This is a genomic window from Salinibacter grassmerensis, assembly GCF_947077765.1.
Lineage (GTDB): Bacteria > Bacteroidota > Rhodothermia > Rhodothermales > Salinibacteraceae > Salinibacter > Salinibacter grassmerensis.
In genome coordinates, this window is record NZ_CAMTTF010000007.1 from 1 (window position 1) to 22,545 (window position 22,545).

Consider the following 22,545-nt stretch of genomic DNA (forward strand, 5'->3'; position numbering starts at 1 on the left):
AGGCGCTCCTTCTGGCGCTCGGACTCCTCGACGGCCTCCTCGACGCGGCGCTCGACGGAGGCCTTCTCCTCCTCGAGGGCCTCCATGGCGTCGGCGATCTGGCGCTGCTGCTGGTTGAACGCCTCGGCCACGGCGGTAATCTCGTGGGCGCCCTCGACGGAGACGGTTACGTTCTCCTCTTCCCTGCTGCCAAGCTGCTGGGCGAAGGACCGGAGGGGGGTGGTGACCCGGGTGCGCATGACGTAGAGGACCGCTCCCACCACCGCTGCAAGGAGGACGAAGATGCCGACCATTGTCCACCGGACGGTCGCCGACCAACGTTGATTTGACGCGACCTTCTGAGCGGCCTGCTCCTCGATGGTTCGGCGAAACTGCTGAGTCGGTGCCACAATCCTCTCTTTTGCCGCCGCATACTCCTCCCCAAACATCAGGTCTTGGGCCTTTTCGCGTTTCTCTTCGGCGGCCAGAGCCTGATCTGCCTCGCTCAGCTTTGCCTTCGCCACCGCACTGGGCATCTCTGCCTCCGACACGCCGTTGGCCTCCAGCACGAGGCGCATCGCTCGCACCTCGGTACTTACGAGGGCGTCGGACTCTTTCTTGGCCTCCTTCAAGAACTGGAGCGCCTTTTCGGATGCGCCCTTCAGCTCCAACTCATTAACGGCCATCTTGCGGCGCTGCGTCTTCTGGACCTCCGTCCAGTACTTGTCGAGGTGCTCTTCATCGCCGGTGACCGCAAACAGGCGGGCCTGACGGGTCAGGTAGTCAGAGGCATTCGCGACCTGCTGGCCGAGGTCCTCGAAGGCGTACTGCCGTTCGTACGATGATTTCAGAGCATCGGCGGAGCGGGCGTTGAAGTACAGCCCCACGCCAAGAATGAGCAGAAGCACCGTGAGCGTGACCGCGGCCAGACGCGTGATCTTGGAAAGCTTCATGAGAACTGAGCGGAGTCGGTGAGATCAAAATGAGTGTCGCCTAAGCGGCTGGCGTAGACGAACCAACGAGAGTTCTACTTTTTCACATGTAGTCATCGGAGCGCTACGTTTGGGTTTTAAACCTACAGAAATTGTGAAGGGACTAAGCCTGTGGCTCCCCTTACGGAAAGACCTTTCGCACAGGATCTAACAGAAGACCGCAAGAGAACCACCGATCGTGATCTGGACAACGCCCACACGATCCGGTGACGAAAACCCTTGACCAGCGGCCCCTCACCTTTTCGTGGTGTCGTTCTAGACGAACTGTTCCTGACACAGAGGCGGACGCCCGGCCTTGCCTTGCAGGGTGCCCGGTGGTTCGGGACACATCGTCAATGCCATCCAGAAACGTTCTTCACGCTCATCTGCTCTCCACTGGGCCAGGATGTGGTGGGGCCGCATGCGCGGGCTGAAGGAAAAACCCCGTAGAGAGTGGGAGTGTCGGAGGCGCCATCCCGTCAGGGGACGTGAAAAACTCCGAAACAGACGCGTGGCGTGGAGACCCTAGCCCGCCCGGCCCCGTTTATGGTCCCCATTATCGAACAATGCCCGGCCTGCGAAATCGCCTCCCTCCCCAGAAAGGGCGATACGGAGGCACTGGTATTTTCCCACAGGGTCCCACCCCACAGACTGATTTCTTGTATGCCCAATTCTTCCCCGCCCCCTTCCCGAGACGTCCCCAGTTCCGCCGATGCGGAAGGGCTGTCGTACCTCAAGACGTGTAGCCGGTGTGGACAACTGGTCCGGATGGCCCGCTCCGACGATGGGACCTGGCGCTCTCTGGAGCCGGGAGCAGAGGAGGGTTCTTCCGAGCGCCCACACGAGTGCGGGTCCGTCCCCAAGATCACTCAGAACTGGAGCCTCCAGGACCTGAACCACTCCCTTACCTGCAGGCTCGACTGCTGGTGGTGTTCGGAGGAGGTGTACCTGCACACCGACGGCAGCGGCGCCTTCACACTCTTTGAGGACCTGAGCTGGCCGTGGCCGACCCATGACTGCTGGCACCAGCAGCACGACGAGCGAGACCGGGCCCTCCTAAAGCTCGAGAGCGATCTTCGAGCCGGCGGATACCAGGGGCAGGGCCGCCTGATCAACCTCGCGCCCTCCTCAATTCCGGACTCGATTCCCCCAAAGGGACGAAAGAACCCACCGGTGCTCCAAATACGTCTTTCGAGCACGGATCACCAGATGGTAGACCGGGCCGTCCGTCAGATTACCCAGTTCGTGTCCGACCGTCAGCCCCGACCGCCGGTCGCGGTGCCCCTCCCGGTCGGCAAGAAAACCTCCGTGGACGAACGCCAAGGGGAGACGAATGGACAGTCGAGCAGCGATGAGCCCTTCACTCAGCACATTCACCACCGGGCAATTGAGATGTGGGAGGCGGGCCCCAAGCTGGTCGCTCAGCTCGGCCAAGTGCAGCTGCCGGAGGCCGTGGATGTCACCGTCCGACAAGCCAAAAGTTGACCTGCGGGGAACGATCGCTTTTGCCCCCAACACTTCTGATCCCCGAAAAGTTGATTCAAAAGCAACTGTCGCGGAGCATGAAGCTCCGCGGGAACCCGTCGATTCCTCCTGGGCACATGGACCACGGCCGAAGCCGGCGGGGTGCAGTCCCGGGAAGCACGTACTGTGGGGACACCGTCTGCCGACGGGGTCCTCCACTAAAAGAGCGCTGCTCAATCCACTCACTGCCCAAAAATGGACGTTTTTCTCGACACGGAGACCACCGGTTCGGGCTCCCAGGACGCCGTGATCGAACTCGGGGTCGTCACGGCTCAAGGGGAAGTGCTGGTGCACACCTTGGTGGCCCCCCTCGCCCCCGTGACCAACGGCGCCCGCCGGGTGCACGGCATCACGGACGAAGAGCTGGCGGAGGCCCCCTCGTTCCCGACAGTTGCCGACCGGTTGGACACGGTCCTAGCCGATGCCGAGTGCGTGTGGACCTTTGGGCCAACCTACGACCGGCGGATGCTCTTGCAGACCGCAGCCTTGGCCGAGCGTCCCGACACCCACGGCCGGATTCAAAATAATACGTGGAGGGACCTGCAACCCGAGGCGACCCGTGTCCTCGGTGACGCGGAACGGGTCGCGCTCACCGACGCTGCGAAGCGCCTGGACGTGGCAATTCCCACAGAGGGGCATCACCACCGGGCCCTCTACGACGCCAAACTTGCACGTCGGGTGTGGACGCGCATCCGCCGCCCTGCCGCTAGCTGAGAGCGGCTCGTGGCCAACCAGACGGCGCGGTTCAAAACGGGCTCCGCAACCAGAGCGGCCTCAATCGTTTAAACGATCACACACCGGGGCATGCCCCCACGCCCCAGCGACGATTCGGACCGGACGCCCCCGCGAATTCGACACTGCTCCTAACAACTCCACTGAACGCCATGGCTCGAAGCGTAAACAAAGTCGTTCTGATCGGCAACCTCGGCGACGATCCAGAGCTCCGGTACACCGGCAGCGGAACGGCCGTCTGCAACATGAGCCTTGCTACCAATGAGTCCTACACCAACAACGACGGAGAGGAAGTCCAGCAGACCGAGTGGCACGACGTGGTCGCCTGGGGCCGTCTGGGAGAGGTGTGCAACGAGTACCTCGAGCGAGGGTCGCAGGTGTATTTCGAGGGGAAGATCGAGACCAATCAGTGGGAGGATCAGGACGGCAACACCCGCTACTCAACGGAAGTGAAAGCCCTGGAGGCCACATTTCTCGGGGAGGGGCCAGACGGGGCCGTTCCGGGAGGCGGACAGCCGGCGCAGGGCCAGAGTCCTGCCCCCAGTCAGCGACGCTCCGGTGGACAAGGGGGATCTTCGGGCGGAGGGCCGCCGAGCCAGTCCGGCGGAGACGGGCAGCCGGGTGGAGACGAGACCTTCGAGCCCGACGATGACCTCCCCTTCTAGGCGGGGAAACCGGTCTGATGACGCGTAGCCGACACGGAGGGACGCAGTTGCTTCTTCAGCGAGTGTTTGGGCGACGGCAGCAAGACCGCCGAACCGATCGGCCCCACCGATAAGTCGTCGGTGTGCGCACCCTGACGCAGGCGTCCTGCCCCTGGACGCTGAGTGCGGTTTCCTGAAAGCGACAAGCGGCCCTGCTGAAGGAGGCCACTTCTCGTCGGTGAATCCCTTAGGAGCCGGCAACAGATCTGTCCCATGCGATGAGGCAGGGGGGCTTGGATCCTCGGTCAGCGTAGCGGTGTGCTTTGCAAGATCGGCGTGTCTCCCGTCCTGGTCCTGTTCTGGCCGGGCGCATCCACCCAGCCGTATCGCTCGGTGCTTCTTGCCATCAGAGTCCCTCCCAGTCGACGCCAGCCCATGTCCACCTCCTCCGCGCCGGACACGCCTGCATTGCGGATCGGCCCCGACGTCACGCTCTCCTGTGAAGACGTTGAGACGGCGTCCCGGGACGAACACACGAGGCTCCGGACGACCAGCGCGGCCGAGGCGGCCCTTGCGTCCTCGCGTGCGGCCCTGGAGCGTGCTCGGGAGGCCGGACGCCCCGTCTACGGTGTGACGACTGGCCTCGGGCCGCTCGTGGACGAGGAGGTGGGCCCTGAGGAAGAGTCGTCCTCAGGCTCCGAGGCTTCCTTCAGAGACGACCGTGGCCGTAAATTGATCGCCCATCTCGGTGCGGGAGCCGGGTCGTTCGCGCCTCCGCCGCTCGTCCGCGGTACGATGATCGTGCGGCTGCAGACCCTGGCGCAGGGGCATTCGGCCGTGCGGCCCGCCCTCGTGGACGCGGTGGCGGAGGTCTTTGAGTCCGGGCTGATCCCGGCGGTCCCCGAAATTGGGTCCCTCGGGGCAAGCGGCGACCTCACTCCGCTCGCCCACATTGCCCGCGCCTGCACCGGAGAGGGGTCCGTAGTGACGAGCGACGGCGAGCTTCGGGACGCCGCTGAGGCCCTGGAGGCGATCGGGCGCGCCCCGGTGCGCCTGGGGCGCCGCGACGCCCTGGGACTGGTCAACGGCACGGCCTTCATGACGGCCTACGCGGCGCTCGCCGTGGCTCGCGGCCGGCGTCTGCTGGAGCGAGCCGAGGCGCTTACGGGCCTGATCTACCGGCTCCTGGGATGCTCGCGGGAGGCGTTGGGCGAGGGCCTACATCGGGCCCGCGGCCACTCTGGGCAAATCCAGAGTGCCGCTGCGATTCGGGACGTGGCGACGCGGGAAGGAGCGCGTCCCTCCGCGGAGCGCCCCCTCCAGGAAGTGTATTCACTCCGGTGTGCCCCCCAGATCCTTGGGGCGGTCCGCGAACAGCTCCGGCACGCCCGTGATCTCGCCGAGGTGGAGCTGAACGGGGCCACGGACAATCCGGTGTTCGACACGGACGGGGCGGACGTGCTCCACGGGGGAAACTTCCAGGGCCAACAGATCGCGTTCGCCGCCGACGCCCTGAACGAGGCCCTCACCCAGGCGGGCGTGCTGGCCGAACGCCAACTGGACGTCCTCCTCTCTCCGGACCAGAACGGAGGGGCCCCGCCGCTGCTGGCCTGGGAGCCGGGCCCCAACAGCGGGTTCGGCGGTGCTCAGCTTACCGCGACGGCCCTGGTGGCCGAGATGCGCAACGATGCACAGATGGCGGCCACGTCCTCGATCCCAACCAACGGAGACAACCAGGACGTCGTCTCCATGGGCGCCCTTGCGGCCCGGCGAGCACACGGGCAGACGCGCCATCTCGCCACGATCCTGTCGATCCTGGGGTTGGCCCTGGGGCAGCTGATCCATCTCCGGGCGGAGGGGCGTGCGGACGGGCCGGCGCCCGACCTGCCTGGGTGGATGCCGGCGGTCGATCCCATTCGTGAAGACCGGGCCCTCCGGGCCGAGATTGAGGATCTGACCGACCGCTGGGTGGTGCCTTCTCCTTCGTAGTCTTCTTCCACACGTTGTGGCGGACGATGTGGGGACACGTTCCCTGTGCCCCACACCGCCGCTTCCCAACGGCCGAGCCGAACCGGTACCCCTCCAATGATTGCCCGCGATCAACTTACCGACGAGCAGGCCCGGATCGTCCAGCACGGCCGGGGGCCGGCCCTCGTGTTCGCCGTGGCGGGGGCGGGAAAGACCACGTCGCTGGTCCACCGCATTGCGCGCCTCGTGACGCAGGGGGGCGTGGCCCCGGCCGACATTCTGGCCAGCTCGTTCAGCCGGGCCACGGCCCAGGATCTAGAGAAGGGACTGACGGAGCTTGGGCTGCCGGGCGTGAACTGTCGCACGCTTCACTCACTGGGCCGACAGTTCTTGAAGTGGGCCGAGGCGGAGCACCACTGGTCGCGCCGCCTCGGGGACGAAGACCTCAACCCATCCCGTCTCGGCCCGGTCCTGGCCGGCCGTGCCCTCACGCGGCTCGCCCGCGAGCGGGACGTTGACGACCACGAGCTGGACATCGATCGCGGCGAGCTGGAGGACCAGGTCAGTGCCTGGAAGGCGCAGCTTTGCTACCCCGACCTTGAAGCGGCGGCCCTTCCGCCGGCGGCACGCGAAGAGGCCCGCCAGGCCGAGCACGACAACGAGGACTTTGTCACCCTCTACCGGTACTACGAAGAGGAGCGGATGCGAGAGGGATGGGTCACGTTCGACGACATGCTGCTGGAGGGGTGGGAGGCCCTCCTTCGGTTCGACGACCTGCGGGCGCGGGCGCAGCAGGCGTACGAGCACGTCCTGATCGACGAATTCCAGGACATCAGCCGCGTCCAGTATCAGATGCTCGACGTGCTCACCGAGCCGCACCGCAACTACATGGCCGTGGGGGACGACGACCAGTGCATCTATGAGTGGCGCGGGGCGGACCCGTCGTTCATTCTGGAGTTTCAGGAGGAGTACGACGCCGACGAGTACCTCATCCGGGATACGTTTCGGTCGCAGGCGCCCCATACCGTCCTCGCCAACGCGGTCATCGCCCACAACGACCACCGGCGCGAGAAGCATCTCAATCTAACCCGTGGCTTCGGTGGAAGCACGCAGATCAACGCCGCCGACGGGACCGACGCCGAGGCCAATCGGGTGGCCGGCGCCATCGCGTCTCAGGTCGACAAGGGGCGCACCCTGTCTGAGATGGTGGTGCTCGTCCGGCAGTACGCCCAGACGCCGTCCCTCGAGCAGGTCTTCATCGACCGCGACCTGCCCTACCGGATCGTGGGGAACGTGCCCTTCTACCGCCGCCGGCCGGTCCAGGTGCTGCTCCGGCACCTGTTCTGGGGCACCCTTGAGGCGACGGTCCGCGAAGAGGACTGGTTCGACCACCGTCGCAACGCGCAGCGCTACGTCGACCGGTTCCAGAAGCTCATGCGGGAGCCGAACCGGTACGTTAGCACAGACCTCATCACACGCCTCTGCCGGGAGGCGGTCGGGGAGGAGACGTCGATTACAGACCTCCTGGCCGCCTCGACGGGCGCGATGCACGACCGGACCGCCGAGCGGGTGGAGCGCTTCCTGGACATGGCGGATCAGCTCGTGGACCGGCTCGACGAGCCGGCCCACAGGACCGTCGACTGGCTCATCAAGGCCCTCGGCTACGAGGACTACCTCCGGCGCTACAGCGCCTTCGAGGAGCTGGCCGACCGGCGCATCCGGACGGCCCGGTCGCTCGTCGACTTTGCGCGGGGGCATCCCGACGTCGCGTCGGTCCTCCGTCGGATCAAAGAGATTTCCGTCGACCGCCCTGAGCGCGAGTCCCAGGCGGACGTACTGGAAATACGGAGCATCCACCGGGCCAAGGGTCGGGAGTGGCCCGTCGTGTTCGTGCCGGGCTGCAACGACGGCACGATTCCCACGTCGCGGAGCGACAGCCAAACGGCTCTCCCCGACGAGGGGAATTCGACGGGGGCGTCCGGCGACTCCACGTCCGAGGACGCCGACCAGGACGAGGCCCCGCCCGCCCGCCGAGAGGAAGAGCGTCGCCTGTTCTACGTTGCCCTCACGCGGGCACAGGAGCAACTGCACCTGTCCTACGACCGCACCGAGCCGCCGTCGCCCTTCCTGGCGGAGGCCGACGCCGAGCACCGTCTCGCCCTGTGCGACCGCGTGCGGCAGGTGCCCCACCGGCCGGCCGACGACTGGGCGGCCGCGGACGTGGCCTGGCTCTGCATTGGGGCCGGGGCATTGCAGCTCCGCCGCTACCTGAAGACGTGGTGGGCCCCCACAGACGAGCAGCGGCGCGCCCTGGCATCCCACCTCGATCGTGAGGACACACTCCGAGAGGCGGCGGACGCCGAGATCGCAGCGTACGCCCGCCAACCCGGTGCCCAGGCGGACGAGGCGCACGATGCCGATGCCCCCGAGAAAGACGGGAGCGATTCCCCTGAGCTGAACGGGCACGACGGACAGACGACGGCAGGCGACACCGATGCCTCCACGGAGGCGCCGGCAGACGAGGCGACAGTCCAACAGCTGCGGGCGGCGTTCGAGGACGGTCGTGAGGTGGTGGAGGACGCCCTCGGGCGGGGCCACGACGCGGCCGATGCCGCCAACGCCTCCGACAAAAGGCCTCACGGCGCCCCGAACGATGACGGCGAAGAGGGCACCGTGGTGGAATGACGGGCATCTGGGCTTCCCGGATGTGGACAGCGCCCGGTTCCGTCGAGAACAGCCCGGCGTCAGGAGGTTCCGGTCGCATCCTCGCGGGGCCGGTCCGTCGTGGAGCGCTTGCCCCACATCCACCTGCCGAACGCAGCACCCCCGACGGTCCAGATCGCCATAAAAATGACCACCTCGGTCAACGACCCGAACCGCGGAAGATGCAACCCAGGGGGCCAGAGCTCAATCGATTTCGCGATCAGGCCCGTCGGGTAGCCCCAGAAGAGGACACCCCGGATGAGGATGAACGACCATTTGCTATCTGTCTGCATGCCTGCTGAGAGTAGCGTTTTGTTTGGCGGAGGAGGCGATGGCCCTTAGGCCCCCAGGCCCCGACCGGTCATCCAGCACACGAGTCCCGCCCGGAGCGCCCAGGCGGCCGTGCGGAGCCAGTTGGTCGCGACGAGGCGGCGGTGGGCCGTGGCGTCGAAGCCCCGTGTAAGCCGTGCGTGGAGGGGCACCTGCACGAGCCCCGTGGTGGCCCAGATGACGAGCACGAGCGCCAGGCCCGTCCAGCCCATCCACGAAGGCAGGCCCGGCGGCGGGGCCCAGGCGATCCACCCCGCCGTGGCAAGCTCCACCGCCATGGCCGGGCCCACGATCCAGGTGATGCGCCGCATGTGGGCCGCCTGAAACTCTTCGTAGTCGGCCGCCCGGACGTAGCGGAAGAGGGGGTAGTGAACGCGCTGAACAATGAGGATCACCCCGAACATGACCAGGGTGGCCGCGGCGTGGAGGGGAAGGAGGATCATGACAGGGGGCTCAGTCCATGTGGTCCGTCCAGACGGCGTCGGCGGCGGCCCGGCCCGCGGCGAGGGCGCCGTTCAGCGACGCGGTGCGGCGATGGTCGCCGCACATATACAGCCCGGGACGTCGGCGTACCGACCGCTCGTGGGGGGAGAGGAACGGCGGGGCCTGCTCGGGAAGGGCGTAGGGAAGGTGCTGCGTTTGGAGATGGGTCCAGCCGCCCGCCTCCAGCCCAAACCAGTCGATCAGCTGGGCCCGCACCGACCGCTGGAGGGCCGCCTCGTCCTCTGCGGGCGTGCCCACCACCACGACGGATACGAGGGCACGGTCGTCCGGCGCGTAACCGGGGGCCACGTCCGACGGCACCGCGAGGTTGTTGATGGGACCGACGCCCTCGCCGTTGAGGGCGAGAAACGGATCGTCGAGTGGAGACTGAGGAGCATTGTAGTAGAGACAGACGGTCGACCGGCCCTCGGTTGGAGACACGTCGCCCACGAGCCGATTCGCCTCCGGCGCCTCCGTCGCGACCACCACGTGGGGCGCCTCCACGGCATCGCCGGTTGCGAGCGTCACGGTCTGCTCGTCGATTGCCTCGACGCGTGTGTTCAGGCGAACGGCCTCGTCTGGCAGGTCGCGGCGCATCTGTGCTGGAATCTGGTCGATGCCGCCGGCGGGCAGTACCGTCCGGCCCTCCGCGAACATCTTGAAGACGAACTCGAACATACGGCTTGACGCCTGCAGGGCCCGATCGAAGAAGATGCCACCGAGAAAAGGCCGGAAGAAGCGGTCGATCATGATGGAGGAGAAGCCCCAGCGCTCCCGAAGGACGTCAATTGTGGGGCGCTCCGGCTGCTCCATGATCTCCGGGATCGACCGGCCGGCGAGGGCCTGGCGCAGGCGCAGCACCCGCAGCTTATCGGCCAGCGTGCCGATGCGCGCTAAGACGGTGCGCGGGGCGTCCCACGGGTGTCGTCGGGGATCCGCGACGCGCTGGAAGCGGCCGTTGTAGCGCACCAGGGCGCCGTCGTGGAAGGGGTGGAGGTCGAGCGCGTCGTAGTCCAGTTCGCGCTGCGTCTCAGGGTAGGCCGTGAGGAGCACCTGAAAGCCCCGGTCGAGCCGAAAGCCGTCGACCGTATCGGTCCGGACACGCCCACCCACCCGGTCCGTGGCCTCTATCATCTGCACGTTGAGGCCGCGCTCGTGGAGGTGGCGCGCACAGTTCAAGCCGGCCAGCCCGGCCCCAATCACGAGAACGTCGGGGGTCGCCATGAGGGAGCAAGGGTGCATGAGGTGAACATGGAGAACAAGCAACGTCCCACCGGCCCGTCCGTTCGAGCAAGATCCCGAGCCAACGCGACGATCCACATCGTCTTCCTACATTTCGTCGAACGGGCTCTCGTCCTCCACACCCGCCGCCCGTCCCGACGCTGCGGTCCAGATCGAGTCCCCCCACGCCGACTTTGACACCCGAATCTGGGCACTCTGTGAGGCCCCGACCCTGCCGACCGATCTGCGGGCCCAGGCGGGATGCGCTAGCCGACGGGGAGGCGCATTGCGGCGTCAGCACCGTGGAGCAAAGAGCGCTTCCGGATCGAAGACAGGGGCGGCGTGCACGGGGGCAGAGCGTTGATCTGACCCACGAGACGGTCCGCGAGACGACTGCGCACCGGGAGGAGGACGCCCTGCCGGAGGACGACATCCGCGCAGTTACGCCCCGCGAATCACGGATCAGTCCGCCCCAGCACGTGGCGCAGGCCGCCCTCCAGCGCCGACGCTCCGAAGTCGTAGCCGGTGTCCTGCAGGCGCTGCGGCACGGCGCGGGTACTGGTGAGGAGCATTTCGTCCGCCATCTCGCCGCCGACGGTGCGCACGACGGACGACGGGACGTTCAGGAATGCCGGGCGACGCAGGACGTCGGCCAGAGTGTTCGTGTACGCCTCCATCGTGACCGGGGACGGGGCGGTCAGGTTGACCGGGCCCTCCAGGGCGTCCGTCCAGAGGGCGTGGTAGATCCCGCCAATCACGTCGTCGAGCGTGATCCAGGGAAAGTACTGGTCGCGCGCCCCCACCCGTCCCCCGAGGCCGAGCCAGAAGGCCGGAAGCATGAGGCGAAGCGCTCCGCCGGCGGGGGTCAGGACGATCCCGGTGCGCATCTGCACGGTGCGGATGCCGGCGGCCGCGGCGGGTTCGGTAGCTGCCTCCCAGGCCTCACACACCTCGCTCAGAAAGCCCGCGTCGCGCGCCTCATCCTCTTCGATGATGCGGTCGGTCCCGTGGTCGCCGTAGTAGCCGACGGCGGAGGAGGAGACGAGCACGTCGGGCGGATCGTCGAGCCCGGCGAGCGCCTCGGCCAGCAGCCGAGTCCCGTCCGCCCGGCTGGAGTAGATGCGCTGCTTCTTTGCGGGCGTCCAAGGGCCGAACACGTTCTCCCCCGCCAGGTGAATCACCGCATCCACGCCCTCCAGCTTGTCGGTCTCCACCCGGTCGGTGCGCGGGTCCCACAGGATCTCATCCGCGCCCGTGGGGGCGGAGCGCGTAAGGCGCTTCACCGCGTGGCCGCCCGTGGTGAGGAAGGGCCCCAAATTTGAGCCGACGAGGCCGGATGCCCCGCTCACGGCGATTGTCAAGGACTGCTCGTCGGGATTGTACTGCCGGTGCAGCGACAGGTCGCGGCGCGTGATGCGGTGGCGGTACGCAAACTGACGGCGCAGCTCGGCCTCCAGCCATGGGGCCGCCTGTCGGCCTAGAGCCCCGCCCGGCGGCTCGTACTCGACGCGGTCCGTTAGGGTGGCGCGCGCCGCATCGTCCGCGGTGGGCTCAAACCGGTGTGTGTGCTCCCAGTGGGGGAAGGGGCCCTGCACCTGCCGGTCGCAGAACTGCCGGCCGGGCTCCACGTCGTGGTGCTCGGCCACCCACCGCACCGCCAGCGGGCCCGGGCCGATGCGCAGCACAGCCCGGTCGCCCTCCCCGATCCCCTCGAACGATTCGAGCCGCACCGGCGCCCACGGTGGCGTCAGACGCTCAAAGGCCCCTGGGCGGCTGTGCCAGGTGAACAGGGCGTCGGCGGACACGCCGAGCGAGCTGGAGGCGGTAAATGTGTTCATCGCGGCGGAACGGCGTCGGCGAAGAAGAAAAACGGAAGCATGTAACGGACTCGTGGACGGCGGGGGCAGTTTCAGGCCGCCGCGGGACTGGGCGTCTCCTGAGGGAATCGCGTCAGGTGACCACGGCTCAGACTGGAGGTTGATGCATGTGCGATCGATGCGCCCCCCCGCTCCGTCCGTGGGCGATTCCGGAATCCGAGCGATTCGCAACGCGAGGACGTGATTCGTCCGCAAAGCACATCGCCCGTCGAACCAAGAACCGCTCGCCGGGTAGGACTTTTTCTCCTATTCGTCTCTCGTCCCATCGTGTCCCCGATGCCCGCGGCAACGCGGGCCTCTCCGGATCATTTCTGCCCGCTATGAGCGACGCTTCCTCCTCCTCTGGCTCCTCACCGGATCCTGATCCCGAGTCCGGATGGACGTCCCGAACCAAGCGGTTCGTGGCACTTGGGGTGGTTGTGCTCGTGGTCGTGGGACTGGCGCTGCCCAAGATGAGCGGGTCCGAGTCGTCCGACGGCGGCGGTGGAGACGAGGCCCCGACGCGGGTGGACGCGACTACGCTCCAGCCCGGCGTCGTGACCGAGCGGGTTCGCACGAGCGGCGCCCTGCGCGCAGACGAATCGGTGGAGCTAACCGTGGAGTCCGGAGGCAAGATTACGGACATCCGATTTGAGGAAGGCGACCGCGTAGACGAAGGAGCACTCCTTGTGCAGATCAACGACGCGGAGCTGCAGGCCGAAAAGGAGCGACTGGAGCACCGCCTGTCGCTCGCCACCGATCGGGCGGAGCGCCAGAAGGAGCTGCTGGACGAGGGCGGGGTGAGTCAAGAAGAGTACGACGCCACCGTCAACGAGGTGGAGGTGCTTCGGTCGGAGCTGGATCTCATGGAGGCCCGCATCGAAAAGACCAAGATTCGAGCGCCCTTCAGTGGCGTCGTGGGGTTGCGGGAGGTGAGCACGGGGGCTTATGTGTCGCCGCAGACGACGATCGCGACCCTGCAGCGGACCGATCCGATCAAGCTCGACTTTTCGGTCTCCGAGCAGTACGCCTCCCGCGTACAGCCGGGCCAGTCCGTCACGTTCAGCGTGCGGGGCATGGAGCAGACATTGGAGGGAACCGTCTACGCCAGCAACACGCAGGTCAATGCCGACACCCGCACGCTCCAGCTGCGGGCCCGTGCCCCCAACCCCGACGGCGCACTCCGCCCCGGCATGTTCGCCGACGTGACCGTTCCCCTCGGGCAGGTGACGGACGCGATCATTGTGCCGTCGTTTGCGGTGATCCCCACCCTCGACGGCCAGCGCGTCTTCGTGGCCGAAAATGGCGCTGCCCAGCCCCGCAACGTCACGCTCGGCGTCCGCACCGACTCGACCGTACAGGTGACCGACGGCCTTTCCTTCCGAGACACGGTCATCACGTCCGGCATTCAGAGCCTGCGCACCGGCCTGCCCATCCGCATCGAAACCCTGGAGTAGCCCGGGGCGCCCCCCTGGCAACTCGTCGACCACGCCATCCTGTGCCGGGCCCCTCAGCGCCCCAGCACACGTGCTCGTTTCCATCCCCGAACGCTCATCCGCCCGCTCCGCTTCACAATCCATGAGCCTCTACTCCCTCAGCATCCGGCGGCCCGTCCTCTCGACGGTCTTTGCGCTGCTCATCATGATTTTTGGGGCGGTGGGGTTTTACTTTCTGGGCGTGCGCGAGTACCCGGCCGTCGACCCGCCCATCATCAGCGTGAGCACCCAGTACCGGGGCGCCAACGCCGACGTCATCGACTCGCAGATCACGGAGCCGCTGGAGGAACAGATCAACGGGATCGACGGCATCCGCACCATCGAGTCCGTCAGCCGCGGGGGGCAGTCCACCGTGACCGTCGAGTTTGACCTGGGGGCCGATCTGGAACGGGCGGCCAATGACGTGCGCGATCGCGTCAGCCGTGCTCAGCAACAGCTCCCGCCCGACGCCGAGCCGCCCAGCGTGTCGAAGTCCGACGCCAGCGCCCCGCCGATCGTGTTTCTGAACATCGAGTCGGGGACGCGGAGCCTGATGGAGCTGACTGAGATCGCGGACAAACGCTTCAAAGAACGCCTTCAGACGATCGAGGGGGTGAGCCGTGTCGACATTTGGGGCGAGAAGACCTATTCGATGCGTCTGGAGCTCGATCCGCAGCAGCTGGCGGCCTACGACCTGACGCCGCTCGACGTGCGCCAGGCGCTGGACCGGTCGAACGTCGAGTTGCCGTCGGGCCGCATCGAGGGCGAGACAATCGAGTTGACGGTGCGGACGAAGAGCCGCCTCGAAACCGTCGAGGACTTTCGCTCGCTCATCCTCAAGCAGAGCCCCGGCGGGCAGACTGTTCGGCTGGAGGACGTGGGGAAGGCCGACATTGCGCCGCTCAACGAGCGGACGCTCCTGCAGCGTGACAATGTGCCCATGGTGGGGGTCGTGCTGCGGCCCCTCCCGGGGGCAAACTACATCGACATTGTCGACGAGTTCTACCGCCGGGTCGACAACATCGAGGCGGAGCTCCCGAGCGACCTGGAGCTCGGCATCGGCTTCGACAACACCGAGCCCATCCGCGCCAGCATTAGCGAGGTGCAGCAGACGATCGTCATCGCGTTCCTCCTCGTGGTGTTGATCATTTTCCTCTTCCTCCGCGACTGGCGCTCTACAATCATCCCGCTCATCGTGGTGCCGATCGCGCTGACCGGGTCGTTCTTCGTGATGTACGCGATGGGCTTCTCGATCAACGTGCTCACGCTGCTCGCGCTCGTCCTGGCCATTGGGCTGGTGGTGGACGACGCGATTGTGGTGTTGGAGAACATCTACGCGAAGATCGAGGAGGGAAAGGACACGATGGTCGCGGGCTTAGAGGGCACGCGTGAGATTTTCTTTGCGGTCGTGGCGACCTCCGTGTCGCTGGTGATTATCTTCGCGCCCATCATTTTCATGGGGGGGCTCACCGGCCAGCTCTTCCAGGAGTTCGGGATGGTGATCGCCGGGGCGGTGGCCTTCTCCTCGTTCGTGGCGCTCACGCTCACGCCGATGCTGTCGACGCGCCTGTTGAAGCAGCGGGACGAAAAGCCGTGGATCTACCGCAAGACGGAGCCGGTCTTCGAGTCCCTGACCGACGCCTACCGCCGCTCGCTGGAGGCGTTCATGGAGTACCGCTGGGCGGCGTTCGTCATCATGGCCGGGTGTGGCGTCGTCATCACGTCCTTCTACTTTACGCTGCCGCAGGAGCTGGCCCCGCTGGAGGACCGGAGCCTCGTGCGCATGAACGCGACGGCCCGGGAGGGGGCGACCTACGACTACATGAGCCAGTACGTCGACCGGATGTACGAGGCGTTGAACGAGACCGTCCCGGCCGAGCACCAGCGGTCCACCATCTCGGTCACCTCGCCGGGCTTCGGGGCGGCCAGCTCGGTCAACTCGGCGTTCATGTTCACGCGCCTCGTGCCGCCCTCCGAGCGGGACGTCTCGCAGATGCAGTACGCCGACAGCCTGCAGGCAGCGCTTGGGGGGCTGGAGGGGGCGCGCACCTTCGTCTCGCAGGAGCCGACCATCTCGGTGGGCGGTGGGGGCGGCGGGCTGCCCGTCCAGTACGTGCTGCAGACCTCCAGCGTCGAGAACCTCCGCGAGGCGCTGCCGACCTTCCTGGAGCGGGCGCGCCAACAGGAGGAGCTGGGCGTCGTGGACGTGAACCTGAAGTTCAACAAGCCGGAGTTGCAGGTGGAGATCGACCGCAACCGGGCCGACAACATCGGCGTCTCCCCGCTCGACGTGGCGCAGACGCTGCAGCTGGCCCTCGCGGAGCAGCGGGTGGGCTACTTTGTGCGGGACGGGGAGCAGCGCCAGATCCTCGCGACGGTCGACGAGGAGGACCGCGACGAGCCGGTGGACCTGACGAGCCTCTACGTGCGGTCCGCGAGTGGAGAGCCGGTGCCGCTCGACAACCTCGTGTCGGTGAGCGAGCAGGCCACGCCGCCCCAGATCTTCCGCTTCAACCGTTACATGTCCGCCACGGTCAGCGCGCGCCCGGCGCCCGGCAACACAATTGAGGACGGCATCGGCGCCATGGACCGCGTGGCGGACGATGTGCTCGGTCCGGCGTTCTCGACCACCCTCACCGGCCAGTCGCGCGACTTCCAGGAGACGTCGAACCAGCTGGTCTACGTCTTCGGTCTGGCGCTCGTCCTGATCTACCTCGTCCTGGCGGCCCAGTTCGAGAGCTTCCGCGACCCGCTCGTCATTCTCTTTACCGTGCCGCTGGCCCTGGCGGGGGCGATGCTGTTCCTCTGGTACTTCAACCAAACGATCAACATCTTCAGCCAGATCGGCATGGTGATGCTGATCGGGCTGGTGGCGAAGAATGGCATTCTCATCGTCGAGTTTGCGAACCAACGCAAGGCCGCGGGCCTGTCAATCCGGGAGGCGATCGAAGAGGCGGCGGCGGTGCGCTTCCGGCCCATCCTCATGACCGCCCTCTCCACGATCCTCGGTGTGCTGCCGATTGCGCTGGCACTGGGGGCGGGGGCGGAGAGCCGCATCCCGATGGGGGTGGCTGTGATTGGCGGGCTCCTCGTGGGCACCTTTCTCTCGCTCTACGTCATCCCTGCCACGTACACCTACCTCACGAGCGAGGACGCCGGCCCCGTACTGGTGGGCGACGGCGGGGCCGGTGGGGATGGGCTGCCCGACGAGGAGGCGGCGGCCCAGCAGCAGATGGCGTCGTAGACGGGGTCCCTCTCACGTGTTGCGGTCAGATCGGCACCCGGTCCCGTAACCGGCGCAACACGATGTCCGCCACGCACATCACGCGTTACACGTCTCAAGATCCTCGCCCATGATCCCTCGTTTTACGTCCGTCCCGGCTCTGTGTCTACTGCTTGGAGTCGTCCTCGGGCCCTCGCTCGCGTCTGCCCAGTCGTCCGCGCCGCGGGACACCCTCCGGCTGGCCGACGCGGTCCGGCGGGCGCTCGACGACAACCGACAGGCCCGCATTGCGCGTCGCGAGACGGATATCGCCGAGAACAACGTCTCGCTCGGGAATGCCGGCTTCCTGCCCACCCTCTCGGGACAGGCCAACTACTCAGAAACCCGCTCCAACTCGGAGCAGGTCTTTCTGTCCGGCGAGACGCAGAGCACAGACGGGGCGAAGTCGACACGGTCCGGGGCCGGGGCGGACCTGCGGTGGACCGTATTCGACGGCCTGCGGCCCTTCGCGACGTACGACCGCCTCGGGGCGGAGCGCGACCGGCAGGCGGCCGCGACCGAAGAGCAGGTGGAAACCCTGGTGGCCGATGTCATCGAGGGCTACTACGATGTAGCACGGCAGCAGCGACGGCTTGAGGCGCTGCGGGAGGCTGTGTCCATCTCCCGCGAGCGGCTGCGCATCGTGGAGCTTCGGCGGGACCTCGGGTCGGCCTCCGACCTGGAGGTGCGCCGGGCGCGCGTGGACCTCAATGCCGACTCGACGGAGGCCCTGCGGCAGGCGGTGGCCCTCACCAACGCGAAGAGCCAGCTTAACCAGCTTCTGGCCCGCCCCGAGGACGCCTCCACCCGGTACGCGGTCGCATCCGCAATTGAGGTGGACACGAGCCTGCAGTATACGGCCACCCAGCAGACGGCGCTCCAGGAGAGTCCCGCCCTGGCCCAGGCCCGAGAGGCCTTGCAGGCAGCCCGGGCCGAGCAGCGGGAGCTGCGGGCCGACTTTTTCCCCACGGTCGACCTGACGGCGGGCCTCAGCTACTCGCAGCTCAACGCCGAGAGCGGCTTTGTGCAGGAGAACACGAGCACAGAGTTTACCTACGGGGTCTCGCTCACGCTCGATCTCTTCGACGGGCTGAACCGGTGGCGCCGCACCCAGAACGCCGAGGTTCGCGCCACCAACGCCCGCCTCGCCGTGGAAGACGTACGGTCGCGGCTCGTCACCGAGCTTACGAACGCGTACGAGCGGTATCAGAACCGCCTCCGGCTCGTGGACCTCGAACGGCAGACCCTGAAGGCCGTGCGGGCGAACGTGGACGTGGCCCTGGAGCAGTTTGAGCAGGGCACCATCACGAGCATTGAGCTCCGCGAGGTGCAGGAGCAGTTCATCCAGGCCGAGAGCCGGCTCCTGACGGTGCAGTTCGAGGCGAAGCAGGCGGAGGTCGAGCTCCTCCGCCTCAGCGGCCAGCTGCTCGACCGGTACTAGGAACGTACCGGGCCCCGAACGGAGAAGTCACATCCGGCAGGTGCGGATGTCGGTGACAATGATGCCCCGGGCGTCCAGTTCGGTGAGGTCGTCCATTACCTCATTCACCGCGTCGCGTGCGATCATCGCCTTCACGGCCACCCATCCGTCTTTGTTGAGGGGCGAGACGGTGGGGGACTCGATGCCCGGGGTGATCTCGCGGGCCTGGGGGAGATTTTCTTTCGGCAGGTCGTACTCCACGACCACGTACTCCCGGGCCACGATGATGCCCTTCACCCGCTCCGCGAAGTGCTGTGCGGCGTCCTTCTCCATCGTGTGTCCATTCTGGGCGACCAGCACGGCCTCCGTGTCCAGGATGGAATCGCCGATCGTCATGAGCCCGGCCTCGTCAATGGTGCGGCCGGTCTGGACCACGTCGGCGATCACGTCGGCGACCCCGAGTTGAATCGAAATCTCGACGGCCCCGTCCAGCGAGATCACGCGAGCGTCCACGCCCCGCTTCTCGAGGTCGCGGCGCACGAGGGTGTCGTAGGACGTGGCGATGCGCGTATCGGCGGTGAAGTCGTCGGGCGTCAGGGTACTGGACTTCGGCGCAGCGTAGCAGAATTGGGCCGCACCAAATCCGAGGTCCAGGACGCGGGTCACGTCGGCCCCGCTGTCGTAGGTGAGGTCAAGGCCTGTTACGCCCAGGTCGATGATGCCCCTGCTCACGTACGTTGCGATGTCGCGGGGCCGCAGAAAGACGAACTCGACGCCGTAGTCGGGGTCGCGCACAGAGAGTTCGCGGCCGCGGCGGCGACAGTTGTAGCCGGCCTCGTCGGCCAGGGTCACGGCGCCGTCCGCGAGGGCGCCTTTGTTGGGGAGAGCGATTTGTAGCATTAGAAAAGTCGCTTAATGGATGAAAATGGCTTGTCGTCCGGGGCCTGCGCTACACAGGGGGTGCAGGGCAGCGCACCGAGGCGCCTGCGTACCCGATCGACACCGTGCGCTCCGGTGTCACAAGTGTTCGTAGACGTCTTCAAGGTCGAGGTCGCAGGCAATCATGAGAACCTGCAGGTGGTAAAGGAGCTGAGAAATCTCCTCGGCGGTGCGGTCGGGGCTTTCGTGTTCGGCGGCCATCCACACCTCTCCGGCCTCCTCGATCACCTTCTTGCCAATGGCGTGGCGTCCCTCCTGCACCGCCTGGACGGTCCCCGAGTCCGGGTCCTGTCGGTCGACCTTGTCGGCGAGTTCGGCAAACAGTTCCTCAAAGCGTTTCATAGCGTGAGAGAGTCGGGAGAGGACATCAACGATAGAATATGGGACGGGCCTGCCCTCGGAAACGACGTGATGAGTGATTGGCGAAGAATTCAGGGCCGTCTGTGTCCTAAATCGCCGACGGAGGCCGTAACGCTGTGGTCGTGGGAAGGACTGCCCGAAAGGTGCACGACCGTAAAAATTCGGGAAGGGGAATTCGGTGGACTTGGGGGTTGTCGGCCTGATTTGGTATACTTCTTGGCCATAGAACTTTTCTCAATTGATAAGCTTATTCCACCGCACCCATGTCCAATCTGCTATCGCTCCGGTCCTCGTACACGGCCCTCGTCGATACGCTCCGTGAGGAGCGGGCGTCTGCGCTTCTTCAGGTGGCTGGGGTAGTTGGCTTTGCCCTGCTGACGGCTGCCGCGGCACAGGTGAATTTCCGGGTCTATCTCTGGGAGGTGCCCATTACCCTGCAGACGGCGGCGGTCTACGCCAGTGGGCTGTACCTCGGGTGGCGCAATGGACTACTTGCGCAGGCACTGTACCTGGGACTGGGTCTCTTTCTGCCGGTGTTCGTCGGGGACGGACACGGCACTAGCTACCTCTTCGGGGTCGCCACGTCCGGATACCTGCTGTCCTATCCGTTCGCCGCGGCAGTGATTGGGGCCCTCTCGAAGCGGTGGAAGGCGTTTTCGGGGAGCACGCTTGCCTCGATGGTTGGGGCCGGGCTCGTCTTCGTGTGCGGCGTCGTGTGGCTGCACTACGCGGCGGGCCATGGCACCTGGATGGAGTCAATCGACAAGGGCTTCCTTCGCTTTGCGGTGATCGACTTGGTGAAGGTGATTGGCGTCGGCCTTCTTTACAACGGGACGCGGTACCTGGCCCGTGACGAGGGGTGATGCCTGAGCCGGGGTGGGGGGAGACCGGCGCGGACAAGACCTCCGCGTCCCTACAGGTCGCTGAGGTCAACCTGCTCCTTGATGGCCTTGTAAACGTCCCATGAGATGAGCACGGCGTGTGGCTCGTTGTTTTTCTGAATAAGCACGCCGTTGTTCGTCGACTGGACCTGCTCAATGAGATCGGAGGTCTCCGACCGCAACTCGGTGATGGTCGCGACGGCGTCTACGCCTTCAGTATTGTACATTGGTGGGAAGGAGTTTGTATGAGAGGTGGTGATACAGGAAAGCGGGAGCGCAAATACAGACCCACATGGATGTCTGTTGGTTGAAGATGCAAAGTCTATCCCGCTATTCTAGCAGAAACTACTTCACTACTTTGCAAAAGATCCCCGACCAGAGAAGAAAAAAGATGGGTTGGAAAAAGAACGGAGAATGCGTCGGTCATCGTGGAAGTGCGAAGAGAGACTTTTGGGAATGTTATAATGTACGCATCCCCCACTCACGTCTAAGCCGTTGGTCACTCTTGTCACACACGCCACTTCCAGAGGATGGAGCCGGTAGGCGTGAGTCCTTCTCAACCGGCATGAAGGGGGCGAGTTAAGCAACGAGAGCTGCTTCTTCTTTCTGCGATGACGGGTCTCCCTTGTCAAACCCGCCGACCAAACGACACGAGTGTATCTATTCAACGAACGCTCGGTGCCCGGTGACTGATTTGCCCACACCCAGGCCAGCACCGGAACGCGGGTACCCAGAATGGGCCTGGTGTTCGGGGTTCGACCACCGATGCGGGCCTCCAACCCTGATCTTATATGATCCCATATCTCCCGGTTGGAATCCCTTCGGACACGTCCTCACTACGATTGGGCGAGGCAATGGCACGACGGTCGCACTACCACTCATGAGAGTGGGCCCGCAGCCTTACGGACAGCGTGGCACCTATCTCGGTGCCTCTGACTACGTCGATCTCGTCAAGCTCGGGATGCCAGAACTGACGGCTGTGAACGCCGTCCCCGAAGAACCTCGTGCGAAGGATGCCCTCGATGGAGCTGTGATTTACAAGCCTTGTGTGAAGGCTGGAGGCATGTAGGCGTCGCGCCTCGCGCCGTGGCCCTGTTCGGTGAGGGCGACGACGAAGTGCGGCAGGCCGCCGAGTACCACACGACGATGACGCTCTAAGCGGCGCAGCCGACCGATTGGGCGTCTGAAAGATGCTCGGCCGTACCGAGACGGGCATAATATTTGTTCAGTGGTACTGGGTAGCTCTCCCCCGAAGAAACCGCCACCTCATGCCCCCACCGACTTCGTTTGCTTCCGGCACCGTGCGGTGCCTTCTCGTCCTTGCATCCATGGGAATGGTAGGATGCGCCACTCTTATTCACGGCTCCTCGCAAGAGGTTGTGGTGGAGTCTACACCCTCCGAGGCGGAGGTCGAGGTGAACGGCCGCCCTGTGGGGGAGACGCCCACGACGACGGTTCTGGAGCGGAACCGCGAGTACTCCATCAGCATCTACCAGGAAGGGTACGAGCCCCACCACACCACCCTCCGTCCGGGACGCAGCCTCTGGGCCACGGTCAACCTGCTAAACTTTTTCGTTCCGGGCCTTCTCGTGGACGCCTCCACCGGGGCGCTCTACTCCCTTGACCCCGGCACTGTGGCGCCCGAGCTGCAGCCCGTAGACTCAAGCGCGGTTGACCCACCCATGCCCGACGAGGAGGGAGGAGGAGCCCTGTAGCGCGTGCGCTGGACAGCCTCGCCCTCATGCGGAGAACAAGGGCGTCGGGGGGCGCTTCGGGCCTGACGCTCGTGCCCGGGCG

Annotated in this window: 17 protein-coding genes and 1 pseudogene; 10 read left to right on the plus strand and 8 right to left on the minus strand. The window is 66.0% G+C overall.

Going from position 1 to position 22,545, the window contains the following annotated elements; all coding sequences use genetic code 11:
• A pseudogene (locus OJB03_RS13095) lies at positions 1-932 on the minus strand (methyl-accepting chemotaxis protein); the annotation flags it as partial.
• Between the two features lie 681 nt (positions 933-1,613).
• Here OJB03_RS13095 and OJB03_RS13100 point away from each other — a divergent pair.
• The 5 genes from OJB03_RS13100 (at position 1,614) to OJB03_RS13120 (ending at position 8,503) form a co-directional block, all read left to right on the plus strand.
• Positions 1,614-2,435 carry an uS10/mL48 family ribosomal protein gene (locus OJB03_RS13100; protein WP_263788183.1) on the plus strand — a complete coding sequence of 274 codons (822 nt, stop codon included), beginning with the start codon at positions 1,614-1,616 and terminating at the stop codon, positions 2,433-2,435.
• 234 nt (positions 2,436-2,669) lie between these two features.
• On the plus strand, positions 2,670-3,188 hold the full coding sequence (locus tag OJB03_RS13105) for a 3'-5' exonuclease (protein ID WP_263788185.1): 519 nt from the start codon (positions 2,670-2,672) through the stop codon (positions 3,186-3,188).
• A 170-nt stretch (positions 3,189-3,358) separates the two neighbouring features.
• Complete coding sequence (locus OJB03_RS13110) at positions 3,359-3,871, plus strand: single-stranded DNA-binding protein (protein WP_263788186.1); 513 nt, start codon at positions 3,359-3,361, stop codon at positions 3,869-3,871.
• 414 nt (positions 3,872-4,285) lie between these two features.
• Positions 4,286-5,839 (plus strand): HAL/PAL/TAL family ammonia-lyase, encoded by a 1,554-nt coding sequence (locus tag OJB03_RS13115; RefSeq protein WP_263788188.1) that lies wholly within the window; start codon positions 4,286-4,288, stop codon positions 5,837-5,839.
• Positions 5,840-5,935: 96 nt separating this feature from the next.
• A complete protein-coding gene (locus OJB03_RS13120; protein WP_263788191.1) occupies positions 5,936-8,503 on the plus strand; it encodes an ATP-dependent helicase in 2,568 nt (855 codons plus the stop codon).
• Positions 8,504-8,562: 59 nt separating this feature from the next.
• Here the strand turns inward: OJB03_RS13120 and OJB03_RS13125 are convergent, their stop codons facing one another.
• From OJB03_RS13125 to OJB03_RS13140, 4 genes are all read right to left on the minus strand, one after another.
• The gene (locus OJB03_RS13125) at positions 8,563-8,814 is read right to left on the minus strand and encodes a hypothetical protein (protein WP_263788193.1); all 252 of its coding nucleotides are present in this window, start codon (positions 8,812-8,814) and stop codon (positions 8,563-8,565) included.
• Positions 8,815-8,859: 45 nt separating this feature from the next.
• Positions 8,860-9,294 carry a hypothetical protein gene (locus tag OJB03_RS13130; RefSeq protein WP_263788196.1) on the minus strand — a complete coding sequence of 145 codons (435 nt, stop codon included), beginning with the start codon at positions 9,292-9,294 and terminating at the stop codon, positions 8,860-8,862.
• 10 nt (positions 9,295-9,304) lie between these two features.
• Positions 9,305-10,558 (minus strand): protoporphyrinogen/coproporphyrinogen oxidase, encoded by a 1,254-nt coding sequence (locus tag OJB03_RS13135; RefSeq protein WP_263788198.1) that lies wholly within the window; start codon positions 10,556-10,558, stop codon positions 9,305-9,307.
• Positions 10,559-11,010: 452 nt separating this feature from the next.
• Positions 11,011-12,393 (minus strand): TIGR01777 family oxidoreductase, encoded by a 1,383-nt coding sequence (locus tag OJB03_RS13140; RefSeq protein ID WP_263788200.1) that lies wholly within the window; start codon positions 12,391-12,393, stop codon positions 11,011-11,013.
• A gap of 359 nt (positions 12,394-12,752) precedes the next feature.
• Between OJB03_RS13140 and OJB03_RS13145 the strand changes: the two genes are divergently transcribed.
• The 3 genes from OJB03_RS13145 (at position 12,753) to OJB03_RS13155 (ending at position 18,589) form a co-directional block, all read left to right on the plus strand.
• Positions 12,753-13,868, plus strand: a complete 1,116-nt coding sequence (locus OJB03_RS13145) for an efflux RND transporter periplasmic adaptor subunit (RefSeq protein WP_263788201.1) — start codon at positions 12,753-12,755, stop codon at positions 13,866-13,868.
• A gap of 121 nt (positions 13,869-13,989) precedes the next feature.
• Complete coding sequence (locus OJB03_RS13150) at positions 13,990-17,130, plus strand: efflux RND transporter permease subunit (protein ID WP_263788202.1); 3,141 nt, start codon at positions 13,990-13,992, stop codon at positions 17,128-17,130.
• A gap of 109 nt (positions 17,131-17,239) precedes the next feature.
• Positions 17,240-18,589: a TolC family protein gene (locus OJB03_RS13155; RefSeq protein WP_263788203.1), complete on the plus strand. Its 1,350-nt coding sequence runs from the start codon at positions 17,240-17,242 to the stop codon at positions 18,587-18,589.
• Between the two features lie 27 nt (positions 18,590-18,616).
• Here OJB03_RS13155 and hisG read toward each other — a convergent pair whose 3' ends face one another.
• Together hisG and OJB03_RS13165 are read right to left on the minus strand one after the other, a co-directional pair.
• On the minus strand, positions 18,617-19,468 hold the full coding sequence (gene hisG, locus OJB03_RS13160; RefSeq protein WP_263788204.1) for an ATP phosphoribosyltransferase: 852 nt from the start codon (positions 19,466-19,468) through the stop codon (positions 18,617-18,619).
• A 117-nt stretch (positions 19,469-19,585) separates the two neighbouring features.
• Positions 19,586-19,849 carry a phosphoribosyl-ATP diphosphatase gene (locus tag OJB03_RS13165; protein WP_263788205.1) on the minus strand — a complete coding sequence of 88 codons (264 nt, stop codon included), beginning with the start codon at positions 19,847-19,849 and terminating at the stop codon, positions 19,586-19,588.
• Positions 19,850-20,130: 281 nt separating this feature from the next.
• Here OJB03_RS13165 and OJB03_RS13170 point away from each other — a divergent pair, with 281 nt between their 5' ends.
• Entirely contained in the window at positions 20,131-20,730 is a 600-nt protein-coding gene (locus OJB03_RS13170; RefSeq protein ID WP_263788206.1) for a biotin transporter BioY, read from the plus strand.
• A gap of 50 nt (positions 20,731-20,780) precedes the next feature.
• Here OJB03_RS13170 and OJB03_RS13175 read toward each other — a convergent pair whose 3' ends face one another.
• Entirely contained in the window at positions 20,781-20,975 is a 195-nt protein-coding gene (locus OJB03_RS13175; RefSeq protein ID WP_263788207.1) for a type II toxin-antitoxin system Phd/YefM family antitoxin, read from the minus strand.
• 1,041 nt (positions 20,976-22,016) lie between these two features.
• Between OJB03_RS13175 and OJB03_RS13180 the strand changes: the two genes are divergently transcribed.
• On the plus strand, positions 22,017-22,463 hold the full coding sequence (locus OJB03_RS13180; RefSeq protein WP_263788208.1) for a PEGA domain-containing protein: 447 nt from the start codon (positions 22,017-22,019) through the stop codon (positions 22,461-22,463).
• Positions 22,464-22,545: the final 82 nt, after the last annotated feature.